At 62.4% G+C, this 21,439-nt stretch carries 21 protein-coding genes and 2 tRNA genes; 4 read left to right on the top strand and 19 right to left on the bottom strand.

Going from position 1 to position 21,439, the window contains the following annotated elements:
• Positions 1-241 precede the first annotated feature (241 nt).
• The 4 genes from EHS19_RS02210 to EHS19_RS02195 are packed head-to-tail and all read right to left on the bottom strand — an operon-like array spanning position 242 to position 3,742.
• Entirely contained in the window at positions 242-889 is a 648-nt protein-coding gene (locus EHS19_RS02210; RefSeq protein ID WP_151916185.1) for a hypothetical protein, read from the bottom strand.
• A gap of 31 nt (positions 890-920) precedes the next feature.
• A complete protein-coding gene (locus EHS19_RS02205) occupies positions 921-1,622 on the bottom strand; it encodes a type II secretion system F family protein (protein WP_151916184.1) in 702 nt (233 codons plus the stop codon).
• A 40-nt stretch (positions 1,623-1,662) separates the two neighbouring features.
• A complete protein-coding gene (locus tag EHS19_RS02200; RefSeq protein ID WP_421745106.1) occupies positions 1,663-2,811 on the bottom strand; it encodes a TadA family conjugal transfer-associated ATPase in 1,149 nt (382 codons plus the stop codon).
• Positions 2,812-2,818: 7 nt separating this feature from the next.
• Positions 2,819-3,742, bottom strand: a complete 924-nt coding sequence (locus tag EHS19_RS02195) for a CpaE-like family protein (RefSeq protein WP_206666305.1) — start codon at positions 3,740-3,742, stop codon at positions 2,819-2,821.
• Positions 3,743-4,551: 809 nt separating this feature from the next.
• Here EHS19_RS02195 and EHS19_RS02190 point away from each other — a divergent pair.
• A tRNA-Arg gene (locus tag EHS19_RS02190) sits at positions 4,552-4,624 on the top strand.
• 86 nt (positions 4,625-4,710) lie between these two features.
• Positions 4,711-5,349, top strand: a complete 639-nt coding sequence (locus tag EHS19_RS02185; RefSeq protein ID WP_151916182.1) for a CYTH domain-containing protein — start codon at positions 4,711-4,713, stop codon at positions 5,347-5,349.
• 82 nt (positions 5,350-5,431) lie between these two features.
• Here EHS19_RS02185 and EHS19_RS02180 read toward each other — a convergent pair whose 3' ends face one another.
• The 4 genes from EHS19_RS02180 to EHS19_RS11255 form a co-directional block, all read right to left on the bottom strand.
• Complete coding sequence (locus EHS19_RS02180) at positions 5,432-6,418, bottom strand: tetratricopeptide repeat protein (protein WP_151916213.1); 987 nt, start codon at positions 6,416-6,418, stop codon at positions 5,432-5,434.
• A gap of 268 nt (positions 6,419-6,686) precedes the next feature.
• On the bottom strand, positions 6,687-7,688 hold the full coding sequence (locus tag EHS19_RS02175; protein ID WP_151916181.1) for a DUF8094 domain-containing protein: 1,002 nt from the start codon (positions 7,686-7,688) through the stop codon (positions 6,687-6,689).
• On the bottom strand, positions 7,685-8,938 hold the full coding sequence (locus tag EHS19_RS02170) for a hypothetical protein (RefSeq protein WP_151916180.1): 1,254 nt from the start codon (positions 8,936-8,938) through the stop codon (positions 7,685-7,687). Before EHS19_RS02170 ends, EHS19_RS02175 begins: the two co-directional genes overlap by 4 nt.
• Before the next feature lie 161 nt (positions 8,939-9,099).
• Positions 9,100-9,240 (bottom strand): hypothetical protein, encoded by a 141-nt coding sequence (locus EHS19_RS11255; protein ID WP_241677025.1) that lies wholly within the window; start codon positions 9,238-9,240, stop codon positions 9,100-9,102.
• A 13-nt stretch (positions 9,241-9,253) separates the two neighbouring features.
• Here EHS19_RS11255 and EHS19_RS02165 point away from each other — a divergent pair, with 13 nt between their 5' ends.
• A complete protein-coding gene (locus tag EHS19_RS02165; protein WP_241677024.1) occupies positions 9,254-10,075 on the top strand; it encodes an FKBP-type peptidyl-prolyl cis-trans isomerase in 822 nt (273 codons plus the stop codon).
• A gap of 181 nt (positions 10,076-10,256) precedes the next feature.
• On the opposite strand, the gene nucS is transcribed toward EHS19_RS02165, so the two are convergent.
• The 10 genes from nucS to EHS19_RS02110 all read right to left on the bottom strand — a co-directional run bounded on the left by nucS (position 10,257) and on the right by EHS19_RS02110 (position 19,927).
• Entirely contained in the window at positions 10,257-11,006 is a 750-nt protein-coding gene (gene nucS, locus EHS19_RS02160) for an endonuclease NucS (RefSeq protein ID WP_151916179.1), read from the bottom strand.
• A gap of 274 nt (positions 11,007-11,280) precedes the next feature.
• A complete protein-coding gene (locus tag EHS19_RS02150; RefSeq protein ID WP_151916177.1) occupies positions 11,281-11,595 on the bottom strand; it encodes a F0F1 ATP synthase subunit epsilon in 315 nt (104 codons plus the stop codon).
• Positions 11,595-13,079, bottom strand: coding sequence for a F0F1 ATP synthase subunit beta (gene atpD, locus EHS19_RS02145; protein WP_151916176.1), 1,485 nt, complete (start codon positions 13,077-13,079; stop codon positions 11,595-11,597). Before atpD ends, EHS19_RS02150 begins: the two co-directional genes overlap by 1 nt.
• 7 nt (positions 13,080-13,086) lie before the next feature.
• Entirely contained in the window at positions 13,087-14,010 is a 924-nt protein-coding gene (locus EHS19_RS02140) for a F0F1 ATP synthase subunit gamma (RefSeq protein ID WP_151916175.1), read from the bottom strand.
• A 3-nt stretch (positions 14,011-14,013) separates the two neighbouring features.
• On the bottom strand, positions 14,014-15,696 hold the full coding sequence (gene atpA / locus EHS19_RS02135; RefSeq protein ID WP_151916174.1) for a F0F1 ATP synthase subunit alpha: 1,683 nt from the start codon (positions 15,694-15,696) through the stop codon (positions 14,014-14,016).
• 69 nt (positions 15,697-15,765) lie between these two features.
• The gene (locus tag EHS19_RS02130; RefSeq protein WP_151916173.1) at positions 15,766-16,593 is read right to left on the bottom strand and encodes a F0F1 ATP synthase subunit delta; all 828 of its coding nucleotides are present in this window, start codon (positions 16,591-16,593) and stop codon (positions 15,766-15,768) included.
• Positions 16,594-16,641: 48 nt separating this feature from the next.
• Positions 16,642-17,175, bottom strand: coding sequence for a F0F1 ATP synthase subunit B (locus EHS19_RS02125; RefSeq protein WP_151916172.1), 534 nt, complete (start codon positions 17,173-17,175; stop codon positions 16,642-16,644).
• A 51-nt stretch (positions 17,176-17,226) separates the two neighbouring features.
• Entirely contained in the window at positions 17,227-17,457 is a 231-nt protein-coding gene (gene atpE, locus EHS19_RS02120) for an ATP synthase F0 subunit C (RefSeq protein ID WP_151916171.1), read from the bottom strand.
• 128 nt (positions 17,458-17,585) lie between these two features.
• Positions 17,586-18,401: a F0F1 ATP synthase subunit A gene (gene atpB, locus EHS19_RS02115; RefSeq protein ID WP_151916170.1), complete on the bottom strand. Its 816-nt coding sequence runs from the start codon at positions 18,399-18,401 to the stop codon at positions 17,586-17,588.
• A 482-nt stretch (positions 18,402-18,883) separates the two neighbouring features.
• Positions 18,884-19,927: a homoserine O-succinyltransferase gene (locus EHS19_RS02110; protein ID WP_151916169.1), complete on the bottom strand. Its 1,044-nt coding sequence runs from the start codon at positions 19,925-19,927 to the stop codon at positions 18,884-18,886.
• Between the two features lie 168 nt (positions 19,928-20,095).
• Here EHS19_RS02110 and EHS19_RS02105 point away from each other — a divergent pair.
• Positions 20,096-20,169 (top strand) — tRNA-Met (locus EHS19_RS02105).
• 136 nt (positions 20,170-20,305) lie between these two features.
• Here the strand turns inward: EHS19_RS02105 and EHS19_RS02100 are convergent.
• On the bottom strand, positions 20,306-21,379 hold the full coding sequence (locus EHS19_RS02100; RefSeq protein WP_151916168.1) for a helix-turn-helix domain-containing protein: 1,074 nt from the start codon (positions 21,377-21,379) through the stop codon (positions 20,306-20,308).
• Positions 21,380-21,439: the final 60 nt, after the last annotated feature.

Raw genomic sequence — 21,439 nt, 5'->3', positions numbered from 1 at the left:
GGAACCTCGAAATTATCCACAATGCAGGCGTTTTTTGCTTGCAATTCCACCATTTGTCGGATTGCACGCAAAATATGAAGAAATCGTGAATGTGGATAACCGCCGGCAACGATGGCGATGATGCCGGCGCAGTGGGCGCGGACGACGCCAACGAGATGAGCCATGAGAACAAGGCGAGCCATACCGACGTTGCGAACCACTCCAATGAGATGAACGATACCGACGCCCGCGTCAGCACCCGTCATTGCATGAATGCGGCCAGCGTGGGGACGACGCCGATCAGCACGAACGCGGGCAGCATGCACAATCCGGTAGGAACCAGCAGCCGAACCGTCAAACGCTCGGCAGCGGTTTCAAGCTCATGACGCGCATCGGCATCCAGCTTGTCGATCGTCATCTCCAACCGATCGACGGGCGATGCTCCCCTGATCCAGGAATCCTCCAGCGCATCGCACAGTATGCACGCCGCCCGTTGACCGCTGATGCCACCGTCATCATTGATGCCGGAGGCATCGCCGGCAGTCGCGGCGTCGGCATCCAGCCCCGCGGCGATCCACGCCTGCCGCCATCCGCATCCACGATGCAACGACTCACTGGCCCGGCGCAGCACCGCCCCCTGCCGGCCGGGAAGCACATCCCCCACCTCGCGCAACGCCACCGATATCGACGAGCCCTGCCTCACGGCCGCCAACACCAGCGCGATCGTCAGCCCAGCAGACACGGCATCCCCGTCGATGCCATCGCACCGGTCGGAACGCCAGCCGCCGCGATCGGCAGCACGCAGACATTCCAGCCGCGCATCCGCGCCATCCGCGCCCCGGATGGCAAGCGCGACCGCCAACGCCACACACAACGCGGCGATCAGCGGCCACATCATCGGCAACGTCATACGCCCCCCACGATCTCCCATACGGCCGCCGTCATGGCGACATCGACAGATCACGCACCAGCGACAGCATCCACCGCAAACCGACCACGTACAGCGTCAATCCCACGGCGAAGCACAGCAGCCCAGCCGCAGATCCCAGCAAAAACGACAATGGGTCCGCGCCGAGCACATAGCCGAGCGCCACCGTCACCACGGGAAGCGCCCCGAGCAGACGGGCCGTGGCGTAGGGCACCGCACGAACGCGTTCCCTCAGATGACGCAGCCGGGCATCCTGACGGTACCTGCGGGCCACCGCCTGCATGCATTCCACGGCGCTGCAACCCAGCCGGCCGCTCAGCCGGATGGCGCACCACAGGCCAACCGCAACGCGCCACGCCGACGGCAGCTCGTCATCGCGAGACCGGGAACGAACCATGCGTTCCAAGGATCGCAGGCCGATCGCGTCGCCGAACCCGACTTCGCAACGAACCTCGCCGCAGCGCGTTCCAGCCGCGTCGGCGAGCGCGTCACCCATCGTGCGACCGGATTTCAACGACGCGCAGATCGTCGCGATCATCACGTCGATGCCGATCTCGCCGATGTCGGACGGCCAACGCTTGCGCTCGCCGGCCGGCACCTCGTCTGCGCCGCCCAACGAACGCAGACGCCGCAGTCCCCGCCCCCCGCGCGCATCAGGCAAGGACAGCAGCAGCGCACACGCCGTCAGCAGTCCCGCCAGCAACGGCCACATCATGAGTCCTCCGCATCATGAATCGTCATCGCCCAGTCCCCCATCAGCCCAATTCCTCCACGCCCGAGTCCTCCACACCCCAGCGCCGCGCGAAAGCCGCCCACGCAGGACCGACGACGATATGCGAGCCGCCGTCCCACGCCGCGATCGGCACGCCGACCAGTTCGCCATCGCGAACCGCAAGACAGCCGATCTGCGCGAGAAAACGTCGGCCATGCCGCCGCACCACATGCAGCACCACGTCAAACGCACCACCGGCAAGCATCGCCAACGCGGCCGGCGCAAGCCCGGCAAGCAGACCAAGCGCGACCAGCCGCGACGGAACCGCCCTCACATCGTTGGCATGCACCGTGACCATGCCGCCGCGATGGCCGGAATTGAACGCGCGCAGCAAGTCAACGATCTCCTCGCCGCGACACTCGCCCAACACCACTCGGTCCGGCCGCATGCGCAGCGTGGCGCGCACCAGTCGCGACAGCCCTATCGCGCCGCGATTCTCGACGTTCGCCTCGCGAGTCAGCAGCGATACCTGATGCATCGCGTCCAGCCCATCCAACTCGCGAACCTCCTCGACCGTGACGATGCGCTCATTCGGCCCGCATGCATTCAGCAGCGCCTTGAGCAGCGTGGTCTTGCCGGCGCCCGTGCCGCCGGTGACCATGATGCTGGCGCGCATGTCGACCAGACCGCGCAGCAGCGGCAGCCACCGCCCAGGTATCATGCCATCCGACTCAAGCTGCTCCAATGTGGGCGGGGAACGGCTCGGCAAACGTATCGAAATCGCGGCGCCCTGCGGCACCAACGGAGCGATCACCGCATGGATGCGCACTCCGGAAGGCGTGGACGCATCCGCGATCGGACTCGCGTCGTCCAGCCGACACCCCAGCTGCGCGCACAGCCGCACCGCATAGTCGCGCACCGACCGGGCATCATGGAACGGCGGCTCGATCCGATATTCGACCATGCCGTCCGTCTGCGCGCCAGCCGGGGACGACTGCGGCATCGGCGGTTGCGAAATCGCCGGTTGAGCCATCGCTGACTGCGGCGGCTGTGGATTCAGCGGCCGCTCGGGGGCCGGTGCCGATGGCTGCGCACGACGGCATCGGTCGACCCACACCCGCCCGTCACAGGTCACCGCGATATCCGTCACCGACTCATCCTCGGCCACGACGGACAGCGGGCCGAGATCCAGCCAATTCTCATCGCCGATCATCGCCGCCCCTCCCCACGCGATCAACGCGATCAGCACGATCAACGCGATCGGCACGATCCGCGCGACCGGCACGATCAGCGAGCGCCGCATCAGACGACGCGGATAGCGCCCAATCCGCCAACGTCTCCAACGCCGCACGATTCGCCTTCATCGGGCGGCGGATGCCGAACCCATGCAGAACATCCGCATACATGCGCGCATCATGCTGGATCAGCGTGGCGAACGGGCGGTCGAGATAATCCTCGGCCTGCCCCAGTGAAATCGCCGACGCGCCACGCGGCATTCCTCTCGGCCGCACGCCCACCAAGGCGAGTTCGCCGAACCGCTGCTGCACGCCACGCGCACGGTTCCACCGCCCGGCCAGCCACGACTTCGCGCGCGCGACACCCAACACCGACAACTCGACGACCAGCACCAGCCTCGACGCGCTTGCCTGCGGCAGCATGTCCAAAGATTCGCCCCGGCCCGCGTCGACCACGACGGAACCGTTCGACTGGACCAACGCGTGAACGGCGGCGCTCACCTGCCAACGATTCGGCGCGGGACCGGACCAGGAATCGTATGCCAGCACACCCACGCCATCCCATTGCAGCAATTCATGATTCAACGCATCGCCGTCCACATGCCCCAGCGATGCGTCGATCTCGTCGAAACGCATCCCCGGCTCGGATTCCAACCCCAGCAGCACATCCATGCCGCCACCGGAAAAATCCGCATCCACCAGCGCGCAGGAACGCCCCGGCTCGCGCTCGCGACTGCGACCACGATCGCGTCCGCGCTCTATGCCGATGCCGCGCTCGACGCCAACCTTGCTGCCGCGCTCGCCACCGTAACCGCCGCCGCGCTCGTGCAGCTCCCGTGCCAGCATCGCCGACAATGTGCTCAGCCCAAGGCCGCCACTTGCCGCCACGCACGCGACCAGCAGCCCGGTTGCCGTCGTGACGGATGGGCGAATGCCCAGATCATTGCGAGGGCGACTTGCCGCGGACAGCGCTGGCGCGGGCGCATGATGCCGGGACGCGAACGCCTCCGATGCGACGGACGCCGGCAGGACCGCTGCGGAGGGCAGAGCGACCGTCGAAACGGGCGTGTGCAATACGGATGTGTGCGAAACGGGCGTGTGCAATACGGATGTGTGCGATACGGACGTGGATGAAGGCGCTGGCGACACGGCAGTCGGCCGAACGGCCGGCGCGACCGCCGACGTGACAGTCGGCCGAACAGCCGGCAGTGCAGCGACGGTACGGGTCGAATGCGCGCCAGACCGAGCGCCCCCGCGCGCACTCGGCGACGGAGGCGCGACCGCATGCGACGATGGCACGTGTCCGCCTTCGCGGGTGGTCGAGACCGGAGACGATGGCGCGAAACCGGCCTGCGGCGCGGTTTGGCGGCTGCTGCCGCGTGTACGTGAATCAATGCGTGTGTGTTCCATATGCCGATTGAAACGTGCGGCGAGTGCGGGCGCAAGCCAAAACGGGGTCTGTGGACGGAACCTCAAAGTTATCCACATTTTGCTGGGTATTCGCTGGGCATTCACTGCATGCGATGCTACGTACCGCCGATCGAACTCGGCAGCCGGCGACGCGGCAGCTCGGCGACGCAGCGGCACAGCCATGCGGCAGCTCGGTGACGCGGCAGCTCGACAACGGCCGCCACAGCAAACGAACCTAATTGGTCCACGGCATGTGTAGAATATCCGAGTGCGCGCTTTTGCGCATTGGGTCCGTAGCTCAGTGGATAGAGCGTCTGTCTCCGGAACAGAAGGTCGAGGGTTCGATCCCCTTTGGGCCCACGGCTAAGGTGTCTTATCGCTTGATAAGGCACCTTTTTCGGTTTCCCGCAACATAATCGCTACACCCCGGCCGCTACACTGGCGTCATGGGCACTTCGTTGGGCACACCGGATGATTTTGAGTTTGAGCGTCGCTTTTTCTGCCGTGCCATGCCGGCTGAACTCGATGACGGCGACGCCCCGACGCTGATCGTGCAAAGCTACTATGTGCATGCCGACAACTATGCGCTGCGCGTGCGCGTGCAGGCTCATGACGTGCGCATCTCGATGAGCGCGGCAAGCGACCCGATCGGCGTGATCGACCGGTATCGGGATGCGTTCACCGACGCCTATGTGACGGTCAAGGGGCCTTCGGTCGGTGGCACGCGTTACGAGGCGGAGCGGGAGATCGACGTGCATATCGCGGTCGAACTGGTTCGCCGCGGCGGTGTGCCGATCATCAAGAATCGTTTTTCGGTGTGGCTTGGCGAGGACGGCTGGAGCATCGATGTGTTCGGTGGTGCGAATGCGCCGCTGGTGCTGGCGGAGGCGGAGCGGAGCGGCCCGGTGACGAATCTGATGATTCCGTCGTTCTGCATCACCGAGGTCACCGACCAGCAGCGTTTTTCGAACGATGGTCTGGCCGCCCGCCCCTACCGCGACTGGCGCGCCGATTTCGAGCGGGAGCTGGCAGAGCAGGGGCCTCATTTTCAGCAGCTGTTCGGCCGCAACCGCATCGAGCGGTGAGGCTCGCCCCGGCTATCCGCCGGCCGGTCTCCCATGCACCAGTCTCAGCGCACCAGTCTCACAGTGCGTCCGCGTCAGTACATCAGTACATCAGCGTGGCGAGCCGGCGACGGGCGCGGCGCAGACGTTCGTCGGTCGGCTCGGGTATGGCGAAGTATTCGAGCAGCCGCTTGCGCACGGGTTCCACGTCGGCTTTGTGCCCGGCGAGGTAGTCGAGGAGTCGGTCGAAGGCATCGTTGATCTGTCCGCCGATCATGTCGATGTCGGCGACGGCGAGCTGCGCGTCGACGTCGTCCGGCTGGGCGGCGGCTTGTGCTCGGACCGTGCGCACGTCGGCATTGGCGGAGCGGGCGAGCAGTAGCGCTTTGGCGCGTTCGCGCGCCGCCAGCGTGTCGTTCGGGTTGGATTCGAGCACTTGCGCGTAGGCTGCGGCAGCTCCGGCGTAGTCGCCGGATTGGGCGAGCTGGTAGGCTTCCTGATGTTCCGGAGGCACGGTTTGCGCTTTTGCTGCGGTTCCCGTCGCATTGTCGTCACCGTCGCCGTCCGCCGCGCCGGCCGCGTTGGGATCGCCCGAGTATGGGGCGGTGCCGTTGACGCCGGCCTGTGCGGCCACTTGGATGAGTTTGGGGATGACCTGTTCGGTGATCTGCTTGAGTTCGTCGTCACCGGGCAGTCCTTGCAGAATGGGCATCGGACGGCCGGCGATCAATGCGAACAGGGCCGGTGCACCCTGCACCTGCAGGGCTTGCGCGATTGATGGGTATGATTCGATGTCGATGCGCGACAGCTGCATTTGGCCGTTGAGCTTGTTGACTGCGTCGCCGAGCGCCTTGGCCATGGGGAACAGCCGGTCGTCGGTCGGGATCCAGAGCAGCAGAAGTATGGGGAACGTGGCCGAGGTGGTGACCATCGCCTGGAAGGTGTTTTCGGTCGTGTCGATCACGTAGCCGCCGGCTGCGGGCGCGCCGCCCGCCTGCCCGGGTTCTGCTTTGACTTGGTGTTTCAACGCTTCGAGATCGACGGCACCGGCCAGCGAGACGCCGGGGTGGAACTGCTGATTGTCTGCCATCATGCCTCCATGTCGTGCGAGTCGGCCGTCTTCTCGCGGTTGGCCCCGCGTACCGCCGACTGTTTCGTCGTCCCCACTATAGTTCGTCGCCCCGCCCATTCAGCCGCCAGCCAACCGGCGAAAGCGGCGAGCAACGCAGGTGACGCTCCGTCGCCACCCACACACAAGAAAACGGGCGACGCGTGCGTCACCAAGGCGCACGACGCGAAGGCGTGCATAGGGCACGTCGAGCGGCGAGCAACGCAGGTGACGCTCCGTCGCCCGTTTTCTACAGGGCTTCCACTTTGATCGGATACCTATCCGCTCCCACCGCGGTCACCGGCTGCTTGGAGTCTTTCGAGGGGACGTAGAGGGCGATGACGTTGACGTAGGAGACGCGCATGGTGCTGGTGGCTTTGCCGTTGGCGAAGAGGACGGTTTCCTCGTCGTTGGCGGGGAGGGATTCGCGGCCTTCGCCGGCTTTGCGGGTCCATTGGGAGGTGATGCGGGCGACGACGAGGTCGCCGCCGTCGGTGGAGCGCATGACCTGGATGCTGGAGGTGTCGGCGGTGAAGGTCTGCTCCTGGCTGCCTTTGTTGCGTTCGACGCCTTGCTGGACTTTGGCGGCGAGCTCGGAGATGAGCTGGCGCAGGTGGTCGTCGGCGAAGTTTTTGGCGTATTGGCTGTCGGTGCCGTGGGTGAGGACGTCGGCGTATTGGGTGACGGCCTGCTGGGGGGTGAGGACGAGTCCGGTGTCGCTGGGCGCGCCCATGGGGGTGCCGATGGTGGGGATGGCGAAGCTGGGGAGTTTGGCGCCGGGGAAGAGCCGGGCGACACCCCAGAGCTTGTAGTTGGCGCGGGCTGAGTCCTGGGTGAGGACGAGGAGTCGTTTGGGCTGCTGGTCTTCGGTGGTGGTGGTGATGGTGTAGACGGAACGGGGCCAGCCGGAGTCGGTGGGGATGACGGTTTGGGAGATGCCGTCGGGGATGGTCGCCTCGGCGCGCATTTTGCCGGTTTTGGAGAGTACGGCGAGTTCGCTGGTGCGAATGTCGAGGAATGGTCCGGTGGCGTACTGGTCGAGTCCTTTGGCGGACTTTGCTGCGGTTGCCTGGCTGAGTCCGTCGAGGATGCGTAGGCGGATCTTCTTTTCCTGCGCCTGGGTGAGGTCGGGGGCGGCGCTGGCGGCGGCGGTCGGCGAGGACACGGCGGGGACTTGCCCTTCGCATGCGGCGAGGGGGGCGATGAGGCATAGGGCGAGGGCCGCGGCGACGGCTTTGCGGATGTTCGTCATGACCGGTCCGCCTCCTTCTTGCGCGTTTCTGATGTGGTGGTTTCGTTCGTGGAGTCGCCTACTTCCTGGGCAAGTCGCGCGAAGTATGCTTGGAATTCGTCGGGGGTGATGACGGAGGTTTCCTGCCGATCGGCGACGGTCGCGCTGGTTTCGGTGCGGGGCTGGGGCGGTTGCGCATCCGCTGCGGAGTCACGAGTCGTGTCGTGCGGCTGCGATTGCGATGCCGCAGCCGCGGATGCGGACGTGGCGGCTTCGGCGACCAGGTTGCGGTTGGCGGGATCGATGATGACCGGGCCGGATGATGTGGATGATGGCGCGGATGCGGCGACTTCGGCGATGCCGGCGACGGCGGCGGTCGCATCGGCGGCGGCCTGCTCCATGACTGCGGCCGTTGCGGAACCGACGCGGCGGGCCGCGTGGCGGCGACGCTTGCGTCGGGGGCCGTGCGGCGTGGCGATGCCGAATCCCGCATGCCCCTGTTCGGCGTGAATGGATGCCCAGGATCGGGGCGTCGCGGATTCGGCTTCGCCAACCTGCTCGCCGAGATCGGCCTGGCGACGGCGCTTGTGGGGCGGCATGGCGAATACGGAGGCGGAGAGCACTCCGCACACGGCGAGCAGCCCGCCGACGAAGTACATCGGGGTGGCGAAGTCGGGCAGTGTCTGGCGCTCCCAGTCGAGACGGATGACGGCGTTCGGCGCGCTGTCCGACAGATCGATCAGTGCGACCTCGCCTTTCGATGTGACGTTCGCGCTCAATGTCGCCTTGCCGTTTGCGCAGGTGACGGAGGTCCACATGTCCGAATCCTTGAAGGAGACGCCCTCGGCGGCCGAGCCTTTGGAGGAGGCCTGTTCGGTGGAAAGCGTCGACCAGTCGGACAGGCCGGTGACGCGCGTGTACGACGCGCCGGACACCCATCCGTTGGCGTCCTTGCCGGCACCGGTGGCGATGCAGATCTCGTTGGAGTCCGATGCCGAAGCGGTGGCGGTGACGGTGACGTGGGAGTCGACGAGCGACAGCACGCCCGGATCCGTCATGACGTAGCGCGCCGAACTGACGGTTGTGGAGGATTCGATGCGTTTGCTCGGCTTCCAGATCGTGGCGTTCAGCCATCCCAGTATCACGAAGGTCACCGCGAGCAATCCGAAAATCGGCGTGACCACGCCGCGCATGATCCACACATGACGGGACGGGCGAGCCGTGGCGTCGCCCTTTGTCTTGTCCTGTAGTTCCTGATCATCCTGTTTCATATCTCATCCATTCTACAGTCCGGTATGTCTAACGTCTCGCCACCGGCGCATTCCCCATCACGCCCACACAGATTCTCCGCCGACTGTTCGATTGCGCGGCCAGTGGAAAATCAGGGTTGGGCGCTACTGTGGTGAGTCATGCATAGTATTCATAACCGGCTTCATACACGCGCGATTGCCGCCGCCTGCGCCCTTGGCATGTGCCTTACGCTCACCGCCTGCTCGAACGACTCGAACAGCAGCGACGACTCCGCGAAGAGCTCGTCGACGAGTTCGGAAACGAAGTCGAACACGTCGAACAACGCGTCCTCCGATATGACTCAGATCGCCGGCCTGACCGCCAAGGGCGATCTCGGCAAGAAGCCCGAGATCTCGTTCCGCACACCGATGACGGTGAAGGACAACTCATACGCCATTCTTCAGGAGGGCAACGGCGAGACCGTCAACGAGGGCGATCGAGTCTGCACGCAGGGCGTGGCCATCAACGTCAAGGACGGCTCCGAGCTCATGAGCACCTGGGAGAAGAACACGCAGGACTGCTCGCTGTTGCTGAGCGCCGAGAACATCAAGCAGTCGTCGAAGCTGGCGCTGCTGGTCGGCAAGAAGATCAACACCACCGTGGCATTCGGCATCAATGATTCCAACTCCGCGGGCACCTCGTACATCATGGCGCTCACGATCGTCTCGAAGTCGAAGGATCTGACCCGAGCCACCGGCGACGCGGTCAAGAACATCCCCGCCGATATGCCGAAGGTCACGCTTGACAAGAACGGCAAGCCGTCGATCGACATGAACGGCTACAAGCCGGACGGCAAGAATCTTGTCTCGCAGACGCTCATCAGGGGCAAGGGCGCGAAGGTCACAAAGAACAACACCGCCGTCGTCAAGTACACCGGCTGGCTTACGAACGGCGAGCAGTTCGACTCCTCGTGGGATCGCAACGCCACGTTCGACGCCGACCTTTCAGACAGCGGCCAGATCATCTCCGGATGGAAGCAGGGGCTGATCGGCAAGAACGTCGGCTCGCAGGTGCTGCTCGTGATTCCGCCGTCGCTGGGGTACGGCGATCAGAAGAGCGACTCGATTCCGGCGAATTCGACGCTGGTGTTCGTGATCGACATTCTCGCGGTCTACTGATCCGACTGCCGAGCTGATCGCTATGCGGTCACGCTGACGGCCGCGTTTGCTTGATCGACGCTGATCGACGCTGATCGACGCTGAATTGGAGGGCGGCTTCCGCTTGGAATGTTTGGTTCATTCCGGGCAGGAGCCGCCCTCTCATGTGTTTTCCAATACGGATTCGACGATCGGGATTCCGTCAGAACAGGCGCAGCGCATCGTCCTCAATGCCGCGCATCTCGTCATAATCGAGAATCAGGCAGGTGAATCCACGGTCCTCGGCCAGAACGCGCGCCTGCGGCGTGATGGTCTGCGCGGCGAAGATGCCACGCACGGGGGCGAGCAGCGGATCGCGATTGAGCAGCTCGCAGTAGCGGGTCAGTTGTTCGACGCCGTCGATGCCGCCGTGGCGCTTGATCTCGATGGCGACGTGCATGCCGTCCGCATCGACGGCCATGATGTCGACCGGACCGATCGCGGTCGGATACTCGCGGCGAATCAGCTTCGCGCCTTCGCCGATGCGGCTGATCTGCTGGGCGAGGCAGCGCTGAAGATGGTCCTCGACGCCATCCTTGATCAGTCCCGGATCCTCGCCGAGATCGTAGGTTTCGTCGCTGTAGATGCGATACAGGCGCACCTCAAGAATGTCGCTGGATTTCTCCGCGGCTGCGCGCAGAATCCTCACCGCCGTGGGCTCTCGGGTCGAGTCAGAATCCGGCTGATCGGCGGTCTCACCGACATCATCGGCTTCGGCAGCATCACCCTCGGGCGTGACCTCGCGAAGCGTGCAGGGAGCAGCCATCCAATTGAGCGGCTTGTATGATCCCAGCTCGGAGAAGATCAGCAGGCTGTTGTCGGCCTTGATGAGCAGCACCCGCCGTGCCGGCGGCAGGGAGGCGGTCAGACGGCCGGAATACTCGGCGGAGCAGTCAGCAACTATGATTCGCACGGCATCTCACTGTAGCATACGCGTGCATGGCGGCGGACCGCCGACGTGATCAGCGATGCCGATGCCGGCATCCGCCGCATACGCAGCCACCAGCCAGCGTGCGCCAGCCACCAGCCACCAACCAGCCACCAGCCAGCGAACACCAGCCAGCGGCCTTGCAAACCCATGCGCACTATGCAAAAAGCCTCCCCGCACAGCGCGGGGAGGCTTCGCATAGTGCGATACGCCACCAACATGCCTTCAGCATGCCTTCAGATCAGCGACTGATCAGCGATCACTGATCGTCGTCATCGTCGGTGTTCTCGGCGAGCTTGACCACATTCTGGCCGCGTTCGACCGCAACGGTAAGCCGATTCGAATCGAAGGAGATGAACCCATCGGTCACCTCGAACACATGCCGCTGTCCATCCGGATCGGTGACCGACACGGTACCGCCCTTGATGACCGTGAGAATCGGCTCATGGTCGGGCAGGATGCCCATGCCGCCCTCGGAGGCGGGAATGGTGACCGCGGTCGCCGTTCCATGCCACACGGGATGATCCGCGGCGACGATGTTCACCTGCATGAGGGTCTTCGACGTTCCGGCCATCACTCACCAAGTTCCTTCTGCATGTCGTGCCACTTCTTCTCGAGATCGTCGATGCCGCCGATGCCGGAGAACGCCTGCTCGGGAACGTCGTCGTACACGCCGTCGCAGATGCGGGTGAAGGCCTCGATGGTCTCGTCGGCCGGCACGTAGGAGCCCGGACGACCGGTGAACTTCTCGGCCACGTAGAAGTTCTGGCCGAGGAACTGCTCGATGCGGCGGGCGCGGTTCACGGTGGTCTTGTCCTCTTCCGAGAGCTCGTCGATACCGATCAGAGCGATGATGTCCTGCAGCTCCTTGTTACGCTGCAGAATCGCCTTGACGCGGTTGGCGCACTCGTAGTGGGCCTGGCCGACGTAGCGCGGATCGAGGATTCGCGAGGTGGAGCTCAGCGGGTCCACGGCCGGGTAGATGCCCTTGGAAGCGATGTCACGGGACAGCTCGGTGGTCGCGTCCAGGTGGGCGAAGGTCGTGGCCGGGGCCGGGTCGGTGTAATCATCGGCCGGCACGTAGATGGCCTGCAGCGAGGTGATCGAGTGGCCTCGCGTCGAGGTGATGCGCTCCTGCAGAGCACCCATCTCATCGGCCAGGTTCGGCTGGTAGCCCACGGCGGAAGGCATACGGCCCAGCAGCGTGGACACCTCGGAACCGGCCTGCGTGAAGCGGAAGATGTTGTCGATGAACAGCAGCACGTCCTGATTCTGCACGTCGCGGAAGTACTCGGCCATCGTCAGCGCGGTCAGCGGCACGCGCAGACGGGTGCCAGGCTGCTCATCCATCTGGCCGAAGACCAGAGCGGTCTTCTTGAGCACGCCGGCCTCGCCCATCTCGCCGATCAGATCGTTGCCCTCGCGGGTACGCTCGCCAACGCCGGCGAACACGGACACGCCGCCGTGGTTCTGTGCCACACGCTGAATCATCTCCTGAATCAGCACGGTCTTGCCGACGCCTGCGCCACCGAACAGACCGATCTTGCCGCCCTGCACGTACGGGGTCAGAAGGTCGATGACCTTGATGCCTGTCTCGAACATCTGGGTCTTGGATTCCAGCTGGTCGAAGGCCGGCGGGTTGCGGTGGATGGGCCAACGCTCGGTGATGGTGATCTGCTCGCCCGGCTCCTTGTTGAGGATGTTGCCGGACACGTCGAAGACGTGGCCCAGCGTCACATCGCCGACCGGCACGGAGATCGGGCCGCCCGTATCGGAAACGGCGGCGCCGCGCACCAAACCGTCGGTGGGCTTGAGCGCCACGCAGCGCACGGTGGAGTCGCCGAGGTGCTGCTCGACCTCCATGGTGATCGTGTGCGCGGTCTCGCCCTCCTCGTGCTTGCCGGTGTTGTTGAGCTGCACTGTCAGAGCATTGTAGATGTCGGGCAGGTGACCCACCGGGAATTCGACGTCGATGACCGAACCCTGGATGCGCGTGACGCGACCATTGATCGGCTCCGCGGCCGTCTCGGCAGGTGCTGTGGTCTGATTGTCAGCCATATGCTTCCTACTCTTCCTTTGTGTTCAGCGCGTCGGCGCTGCCGATGATTTCGGTAAGTTCCTGGGTGATCGACGCCTGTCGGGACGCGTTGAGCTTGCGCGTCAGCGAATCGATCAGATTGCGGGCGTTGTCCGTCGCCGTATGCATGGCGTTCTGTCGGCTTGCCGTCTCCGAGGCGGCCGCCTCAAGCAGACACTCATGGATGCGGGACTGGATGTACTTCGGCAGCACGGCATCCAGCACCTTCTCCAGACTCGGCTCGAACGTGTACAGCGGATGGACCTGGTCGCTGTCCGCCTGCACCGGAATGTCAGGGCCAACATCATGCTTGGCCTCGACGATCTCGACGGGCAGCATGCGCAGCACACGCACCTTCTGCACCACCATGTTGATGAATTCGGTGTAGACGATGTACAGCTCACTGACGCCGCCCGCGGAAGCCGGCTTCATATAGGCGTTGAGCAAAGCGCTGGAGATGGTCTCGGCGATCTCGACGCCAGGCTTGTCGGTGTCACCCTCCCACGTATCGGCGATGTCGCGGTTGCGGTACTTGTAGTACGTCACACCGCGGCGTCCATACACGTACAGCTGGGGCTGCTTGCCATCCGCATCAAGGCGGGCAAGCAGCTCCTCGGTCTCTCGGATGATCGACGAGGTGTATGCGCCGGCCATGCCACGATCCGCCGTCAGGGCGAGGACGGCAACCCTGGGGTTGTCCTCCTCCTTCCTGACGATCGGATGCGTGATATGGGAGTGGGCCACCACGGCCTGCACGGCATCGAAAATCGCATCGGCGTACGGCTTCGCGTTGAGGGCCACGGTACGAGCCTTGGCGATATGCGAAGACGCGATCATCTCCTGGGCGTTGAAGATCTTCTCCAGCGAGCCCGTAGAGGCGATCCTGCTCTTCAATGCGAGTTGCGATCCCATGTGCTACTTCTTTTCTCCGGCCATCGGGTGCTTGTTCGGATCGTGCTCGGGCTTGTCGGCGTTCGCGACGATCTTCTCCTGCTCGACCGGGGTCGGGTTCTTCGGGGCCTTCTTCTTGTGCTGCACCAGCGGCTTTCCGGCCTTGGTGACGTAGGTCTCGCGGAACTGGTCCACGGCCTTGTCGAGGGCGGCCTCGGTGTCGGCGGTGAAGTTCTCGGTCTCGCGGATGGTCTTGAGGATGTCGGTGTTGTGCTCAAGCCAGTCAAGCAGCGCATGCTCGAACGGCAGCACGTCGCCCAGCGGCAGATCGTCCATCTTGCCGTGGGTTCCGGCCCACACGGACACGACTTCCTGCTCCATCGAATACGGCGAGAACTGCGGCTGCTTCAGCAGCTCGGTCAGGTGCGAACCGCGGTTGAGCTGCGCCTTGGATGCGGCGTCCAGATCGGACGCGAACATCGCGAAGGATTCCAGCGAGCGGTACTGCGCCAGCGAGATCTTCAGCGTGCCGGAGACCTTCTTCAGCGCCTTGGTCTGTGCCGCGCCGCCGACTCGGGACACGGAGATGCCGACGTCCACTGCAGGACGCTGGTTCGCGTTGAACAGGTCGGACTGCAGGAAGATCTGACCGTCGGTGATGGAGATCACGTTGGTTGGAATGTACGCGGACACGTCGTTCGCCTTGGTTTCAACGATCGGCAGACCGGTCATCGAGCCGCCGCCGAGATCGTCGGACAGCTTGGCGCAACGTTCGAGCAGACGGGAGTGCAGGTAGAACACATCGCCCGGGTACGCCTCGCGCCCCGGCGGGCGACGCAGCAGCAGCGAGATCGAACGGTAGGCTTCGGCCTGCTTCGACAGATCGTCGAAGACGATGAGCACATGCTTGCCGTGGTACATCCAATGCTGGCCGATGGCCGAGCCGGTGTACGGGGCGATGTACTTGAAGCCTGCGGAATCGGACGCCGGGGAGGCGACGATGGTCGTGTACTCCATCGCGCCGGCCTCTTCGAGGCTCTGACGCACCGAGGCGATGGTCGAGCCCTTCTGGCCGATGGCGACGTAGATGCAGCGCACCTGCTTCTTCGGATCGCCGGATTCCCAGTTCTTCTTCTGGTTGATGATCGTATCGATCGCGATGGCGGTCTTGCCGGTCTGACGATCGCCGATGATCAGCTGACGCTGACCGCGGCCGATCGGGGTCATCGCATCGATGGCCTTGAGGCCGGTGGACATCGGCTCGTCGACCGAATGACGATGCATCACGTCGGGGGCCTGAGCCTCAAGAATGCGTCGATCATCAAGTCCCTTGATCTCGCCAAGGCCATCGATCGGGTTGCCCAGCGGATCGACGGTGCGGCCGAGGTAGCCGTCACCGACGGGCACGGAGAGCACTTCGCCGGTGCGTCGGACCTCCTGGCCTTCCTCGATGCCTGCGAAGTCGCCGAGGATAACCACGCCGATCTCACGAGCGTCAAGGTTGAACGCCAGGCCGAGCGTGCCATCCTCAAAGGTCAGCAGCTCGTTGGCCATGCAACCAGGCAGTCCCGTCACGTGCGCGATGCCGTCACCGGCCGTGGCGACATACCCCACTTCCTGAGTGGGAGTGTCGCTCGGCTTGTACGACTCGACGAAATCGTCGAGCGCCTTGCGTATCGCGGCGGGATCAATGGTAAGTTCTGCCATGATCACTCCTTATTGTTGTTGCATATTCAGTCGGGCACGGACCTGGTCGAGACCCGTGCCGTCACAGGTTTAGGCGCTAGCCCTCACCGAGCGATGCAGCTTCTCCAGCTGCGCCACCACGGTGTTGTCGGTGACCTCGTCGCCGACCTGGATGCGCATGCCGCCGATGACCGAGGGATCGACCACCGAATTGATGTGCACGGGATGATTGAGCTTCGCCGAGTAGATGGAGACAAGTCGCTTGACCTGGTCGAGACTCAGCGGCGCCGCCGTGGTGACGGTGATCATCGACTCGCCCATATGGCGCGAGAACTTGTTGATCAGCCACTGGATGGTCTCCAGATAGCGGCGATTGCGCGGATTGCAGGTGGCGTGCTCGGCAAGTCGAAGCGTGACCTTGTTGAGCCCCGCATCGCTGAGCACCGTATGAAGCAGCTTGACGCGGGCCTGCGCCGGAGCCGACAGATCATAGAGCTTGGCGCGTACCACGGGCAGTCGAAGCAGCGCCGAATGCAGCTCGGCGAGCTCCACGGAAACCTTGAGCGTCGTATCGGTCGCGTCGGTGTAGTACATCATCGCGTCGACGCCGAAGTCCTCGACGGCGTTGGCGATATGCGATGCCTTGCTCCACTTGCGTCCGACAAGATCGGTCATGATCGCCGTCGTCACCGGGTGGGCATTGTCGCCGAACAGCTCGTGCAGCACCGCGGTCTTGTCCGCCACGGGACGTGACGGATCGGTGAGCGCGCGTTCCAGCTGCACGTTGTGGTCCAGCACGTTGGTGATGGTGAACAGCTCATTGCCGATTCGCCATGCATCCTGACCGGCTTCGCGCAGCTTTGGGGCCAGCGCGTCGCGCGAGACGCGATCCGCTATGCGTGACGCCTCTCCTCGCATCGGTCACCTCCCTTTATTCTTGGCATGGTGTGCCTGAACGGCGCACTCTCACTTCTTGTCGGCGGTCGCATCCATGTCTGCGATCATCTTGTCGATCATCGAGGACTGGACATCGTCGCTTTGCAGCTTGGAACCAAGGATCTTGCCGGCCAACGCCGTCGCCAGCGCGCCGACTTCGCCCTTGAGGCTGACCATGGCCTGCTGCTGCTGCGACTCGATGGCGCGCTGCGCGTTTGCCGTGATCTGCGCCGCATCGGACTCGGCACGGGACCGGGCATCGGAAATGATATGGGAGGCTTCCGCGCGGGCGTCGTCACGAATCTTGGACGCTTCGACGCGTGCGTTGCTGAGCTGGGCCTCGTACTTCTGCTTGGCCGCGTCCGCATCCTTCTTCGCCTGTTCCGCCTTGGCGATGTTGCCTTCGATCCTCGCCGCGCGCTCATCGAAGATGGCGTTGAACTTCGGCATGAAGAACTTGTAGAAGAACACCGCGACGATGACAAGGATGATCAGAGACCACACGATGTCATAGAGTTCGGGAAGGAACAGATCGATGCCGCTCTTCTCAGCCGCGATCACCATGAAGTCCTCCTTTCAATCTCGAATACGAAACGTGTGAAACGCCGGATCGCCTTACTTGACGATCAGGGCGGCCACGAAGCCGAGCAGGCCGAGCACCTCGACCAGAGCCAGACCGATGAACATGATCATCTGGATCTTGCTGGACACCTCGGGCTGACGGGCGGTGGACTCCATGGCCTTGCCGAACAGGATGCCCAGACCAAGGCCAGGGCCGAGGGTGGCGATGCCGTAGCCGATGACGGACAGGCTGCCGGAGACCTGAGCGAGGGTGATGATATCCATTGTGGTTCCTTTCTAATTGACCGTTGAACGTTGGTATTGGTTTTCAGTGGTAAGTCTTGAATGGTGGGCGCTTCGTGTGCTTGTGGCGCTTGTGGCGCTTGTGGTACGCATTTGAGCGGCGATCTGGTCTACTCCTCTTCAGGGTAGCTCATCGAGATGTACACCGTGGACAGAATGGCGAACACGTAGGCCTGCAGGAAGGCGACGAACGCCTCGAACAGCGTGAGCACCAATCCGAACACAAACCACAGCATACCGACCGGGATGCCTGCGAGCTTGTTCGAGGCCTCAATGACCCAGTACTGCGTGAACGCCAGGCAGGAGGCGACCAGAAGGTGGCCGGACACCATGTTGGCGAACAGACGGATGGTCAGCGAGGCCGGGCGGATGAGCACCAGCTCGCACAGCTGAATCGGTGCCAGCAGAATGTACACCGGCCACGGCACGCCCTTGGGGAAGCATTCGTCACGAACGAAGCCCCACAGCCCCTTTTCGCGCACAGCGGTCACCCAGTATTGGATGAGCACCCACACCGCGAACAGCAGCGGCATGACCACCGTGGCGGTCGCCGCCATGTTCATGCCGGGAATGATGCCGCACAGGTTGAACACGAAGATCGTGAAGAACAGGGTCGCGATCATCGGCACATGCTTGCGGCCGCGAACCTCGCCCATGATCTGATACACGACGCTGTCGCGCACGAAATCGATGCCGGTTTCGACCACACCCTGCCAACGGCCCGGAATGAGCTTGGCCCGTTGCGCGGTGATACCGAGCACGACCAACAGCACCACCGTGGCCACGATACGAATGAGCATGATCCGATTGATCGCGAACGGAGTACCGGCGAAAAGGATCGGATCGGGAAGGAAATCATTGATGGTGGGCAGATCGGGGCCGCTCTCGGCAGCCAGAAGCGTGCCAATGCCAACCGCTTCTACCATTTCGCGCCTCCTGCTCTCGTTTGTCAGTGCAAGTCTAGCCCAACGGTTGAGGCGAATGTGACGTTTGGGTTACTCCGTCCAGCCGCGCTCGAAGCCTCTGTTGTACCGCCCGGCGCGACTCGGAGTCGCTGACCAGACACTCGGCTCCGAATGGCTAAGTCGTATTGTTATTTCCAGTTTGGACAACGCGATTAATCGTTGATTTTTCAAGCTTTTGACGGCGTGTCGCCCCACTTTTCCACCCTTGGGAAACAGCGATATCTGTCTCACATATTGGTCACATTGACGCCCATTGCCTAGTTGGATCGAGGCCATGAGGCGTGGACATCTCCCGCCCGATTTCGCAGACCGCTTCATATTGTTTCGTATTGCGTCAGATCACAGGCGAATGACGAATAAACCGCAGCTTATGCCGCCGCCTGGATTGTCACCGCCGCACGAGCGCCGCGCACGTCAATTAACGTGCGCGGCACTCACTGCGCTCACTGCGCGTCGGCGCGAATCACGCCATAGCCGTCATGCAGGAACGGCGCGAAATCGTCCTTTCTCGGGCCACCGGGGGCGTGCCGGATGGATCGATCCGTGCCGAGCCGCTTCTCGGCGCGCAACTGCGGCACCTCCGCAAGGTCGTAGGGCGTGGTCTGATACACCCAGTTGAGCCAGTTGCGCCACAGCAGATTGCCGTGCGCCCGCCAGCTGAACAGCGGTTCAAGATGCGGATCGTCATGCGGGAAGTAATTGACCGGGAACGGTACGTTCGTCAGTCCCTTCGCCATGTCGCGCTCATATTCCTCGGCGAGCGTGGTCTTGCCGTATTCCCAGTGGCCGAGCGCGAACACCTCGGAGAAGTCGCGCGTGGCGATCAACCCCGGTCCGGATTGTGGCCCCCATGTCAGTATCTGGAGATCATGGTTGGCGCGTACGTCATCCTCATTCACGCCGGCGAGCCTGGAATGCGGCTGCAGCGCGATCTCGTCGAAGCCGTTGGTCAGGAAGCAGTACTCATCCTGAAGATACTGGGGGAACACGCCGAAGATCTTCTGCGGGTAGTCGACCTTGCGAACGCCGTACCGGTAGTTCAGCGCGCCCATCGCACCCCAGCACAGGTACATGGTGGAGAAGACGTGGGTGGATGCCCAGTCGAGGATCGCCTTGAACTCGTCCCAATAATCCACCTGCTCGAACGGCAGATGCTCGACGGGAGCCCCCGTGACGACGAGTCCGTCGTAGAAGTTGTCGCGGAATGCGTCAAGCGTCTCGTAGAACTTGAGCAGATGATCGCGGCTGACATGCGTGGCCTCGTGCGTCGAGGTCTTCATGAAGTCGACCTCGACCTGCAGCGGACTCTTCGAGATCAGACGCAGCAGCTGCGTCTCCGTCTCGATCTTCTTCGGCATGAGGTTGAGGATCACCAGTCGGAGCGGACGCACACGCTGTCGCTCCGCCTCGGGCTTTTCGAGCGCGAAGATGCGCTCCGAGTCGAGTATGGCTCTGGCCGGCAGGCCACTGGGGATCTTGATAGGCATGATTCCATTATGACTGCACTCCACCGACGGGACACCGCCGACGTTATCGCCGTTGGCTATATCGCGTTATCGGGAGGTGCCACGAACCGCCGCACACAGCACGACACGCCGACTTGACAACTTCGCTTTCAACAGTATCTTAGATAGAGCTGTCACAAGACAAGCCGACGCGGGGTGGAGCAGCTCGGTAGCTCGCTGGGCTCATAACCCAGAGGTCCATGGTTCAAATCCATGCCCCGCTACTGGCAAAGGCTAGGAATCATAAGATTCCTAGCCTTTTTCATTTTTCCGGCCATCTTGTCGCCGTTGCCATTTCTGGACAAAATCTGGACAAATCTGCCAAGCATTGCCAGCATCTATTAACTCGAATCAAATACTTCACCGGTTTTTCTGAAGCGAACCGTACTGCTTCCAGTCATTAGCTTTAGGACTAGCCAAATGCCCCAACCTATCGTTCACGGCAAGGATTCCATCAATCAATGCGGAAGATTGATAGCGCTTGCCGTCCTCAGACATAATCTGAAGATATCGCCGTTCGACCGATTCATCGATTTCGATATCAGACTGCACAAGATCATAGTGAATTGCACACATTTCAAGAACCGCAGCCTCGAGATAATCGAACTTATCTCTGTAGAGGCTAGCAGGCGAAACACCATATTCATCTGTCTGATCAGGCAGCGAATAATGCACCCAATTTTTGACTATATCGGCAACGACATCGATGCATTTGGCTAGCTCTTCAACTCTATCAAACTCTACAGCGCCAATACTTCTGCCAGCAACTACTTGCCGAAATTGCGAATCGAGATCAAAACCATTATCCGGATTTATGATGTAGCTCCGTAGCGTTACCTCACAAAAGGCATTTGATTCTGGTTCGGTTTTACCGCCATTTATTCTCTCCCAACAGGCGCAGGCTGTATTCATTTCTTTGTTGTAAGAAATCCACCCCATACGCTTCATGGCATTAACTGCCGTTAGAAAATCTGGCGCTATGGGAGTAAATATGATCTTTTCTCCGTCACGAGATGCAGAACATATCCATCCCGTTCGCAACAGCCACCAACGTTTATCACTCATCACATCCCGTGCCATTTCGGTCGACGATTTGCGCACATTCGTCTGCATCAACGATGACTGAATTCGCTTTGGAAACATCAACGCACTCTCATTAACCGTCTCCATTATTTGAGATTCCCGCTCAACATCTGCAAGGTCTCTGCGTAAACGCCAATACGGCATGTACTTTTTCAGCTTCGACAACGAGTATTGCGGATTACTTAAGATTGCCAGCACATCGTCTCCACTAAGTTTGGTGCGACCAGAGAATATGTTCTTCGTGCGATCTTTGCTGAACCCCAACTGCTCGCCCAGCTCCTCTTGCGTCATACCACGCTTTTCTCCGGCTTTCTTTAGCGCTTGCACTAAAGCCTTACTATCAATTCGCATATTCCTTAAATCTCCAAAAACCCTTATTCTTCAACGAAACCACTGCATATAGGTGTATAT

The sequence above is a fragment of the Bifidobacterium jacchi genome (assembly GCF_009078285.1).
GTDB classification, from domain to species: Bacteria; Actinomycetota; Actinomycetes; order Actinomycetales; family Bifidobacteriaceae; genus Bifidobacterium; species Bifidobacterium jacchi.
The sequence above is the reverse complement of the archived record's forward strand: the minus strand, read 5'-3'. Positions and strand labels throughout refer to the sequence as shown.

Excerpts from the sequence above, each read along its gene's own strand:
- atpB (WP_151916170.1), bottom strand. The coding sequence starts at position 18,401 with ATGGTAGAAGCGGTTGGCATTGGCACGCTTCTGGCTGCCGAGAGCGGC.
- EHS19_RS02140 (WP_151916175.1), bottom strand. The coding sequence starts at position 14,010 with ATGGGATCGCAACTCGCATTGAAGAGCAGGATCGCCTCTACGGGCTCG.
- EHS19_RS02110 (WP_151916169.1), bottom strand. The coding sequence starts at position 19,927 with ATGCCTATCAAGATCCCCAGTGGCCTGCCGGCCAGAGCCATACTCGAC.
- EHS19_RS02210 (WP_151916185.1), bottom strand. The coding sequence starts at position 889 with ATGACGTTGCCGATGATGTGGCCGCTGATCGCCGCGTTGTGTGTGGCG.
- EHS19_RS02130 (WP_151916173.1), bottom strand. The coding sequence starts at position 16,593 with ATGCGAGGAGAGGCGTCACGCATAGCGGATCGCGTCTCGCGCGACGCG.
- EHS19_RS02100 (WP_151916168.1), bottom strand. The coding sequence starts at position 21,379 with ATGCGAATTGATAGTAAGGCTTTAGTGCAAGCGCTAAAGAAAGCCGGA.
- EHS19_RS02205 (WP_151916184.1), bottom strand. The coding sequence starts at position 1,622 with ATGATGTGGCCGTTGCTGGCGGGACTGCTGACGGCGTGTGCGCTGCTG.
- atpA (WP_151916174.1), bottom strand. The coding sequence starts at position 15,696 with ATGGCAGAACTTACCATTGATCCCGCCGCGATACGCAAGGCGCTCGAC.
- EHS19_RS02125 (WP_151916172.1), bottom strand. The coding sequence starts at position 17,175 with ATGGTGATCGCGGCTGAGAAGAGCGGCATCGATCTGTTCCTTCCCGAA.
- EHS19_RS02185 (WP_151916182.1), top strand. The coding sequence starts at position 4,711 with ATGGGCACTTCGTTGGGCACACCGGATGATTTTGAGTTTGAGCGTCGC.
- atpD (WP_151916176.1), bottom strand. The coding sequence starts at position 13,079 with ATGGCTGACAATCAGACCACAGCACCTGCCGAGACGGCCGCGGAGCCG.
- EHS19_RS02175 (WP_151916181.1), bottom strand. The coding sequence starts at position 7,688 with ATGACGAACATCCGCAAAGCCGTCGCCGCGGCCCTCGCCCTATGCCTC.
- EHS19_RS02180 (WP_151916213.1), bottom strand. The coding sequence starts at position 6,418 with ATGGCAGACAATCAGCAGTTCCACCCCGGCGTCTCGCTGGCCGGTGCC.
- EHS19_RS02165 (WP_241677024.1), top strand. The coding sequence starts at position 9,254 with ATGACTCAGATCGCCGGCCTGACCGCCAAGGGCGATCTCGGCAAGAAG.
- EHS19_RS02170 (WP_151916180.1), bottom strand. The coding sequence starts at position 8,938 with ATGAAACAGGATGATCAGGAACTACAGGACAAGACAAAGGGCGACGCC.
- EHS19_RS02150 (WP_151916177.1), bottom strand. The coding sequence starts at position 11,595 with ATGGCCGGAACGTCGAAGACCCTCATGCAGGTGAACATCGTCGCCGCG.
- atpE (WP_151916171.1), bottom strand. The coding sequence starts at position 17,457 with ATGGATATCATCACCCTCGCTCAGGTCTCCGGCAGCCTGTCCGTCATC.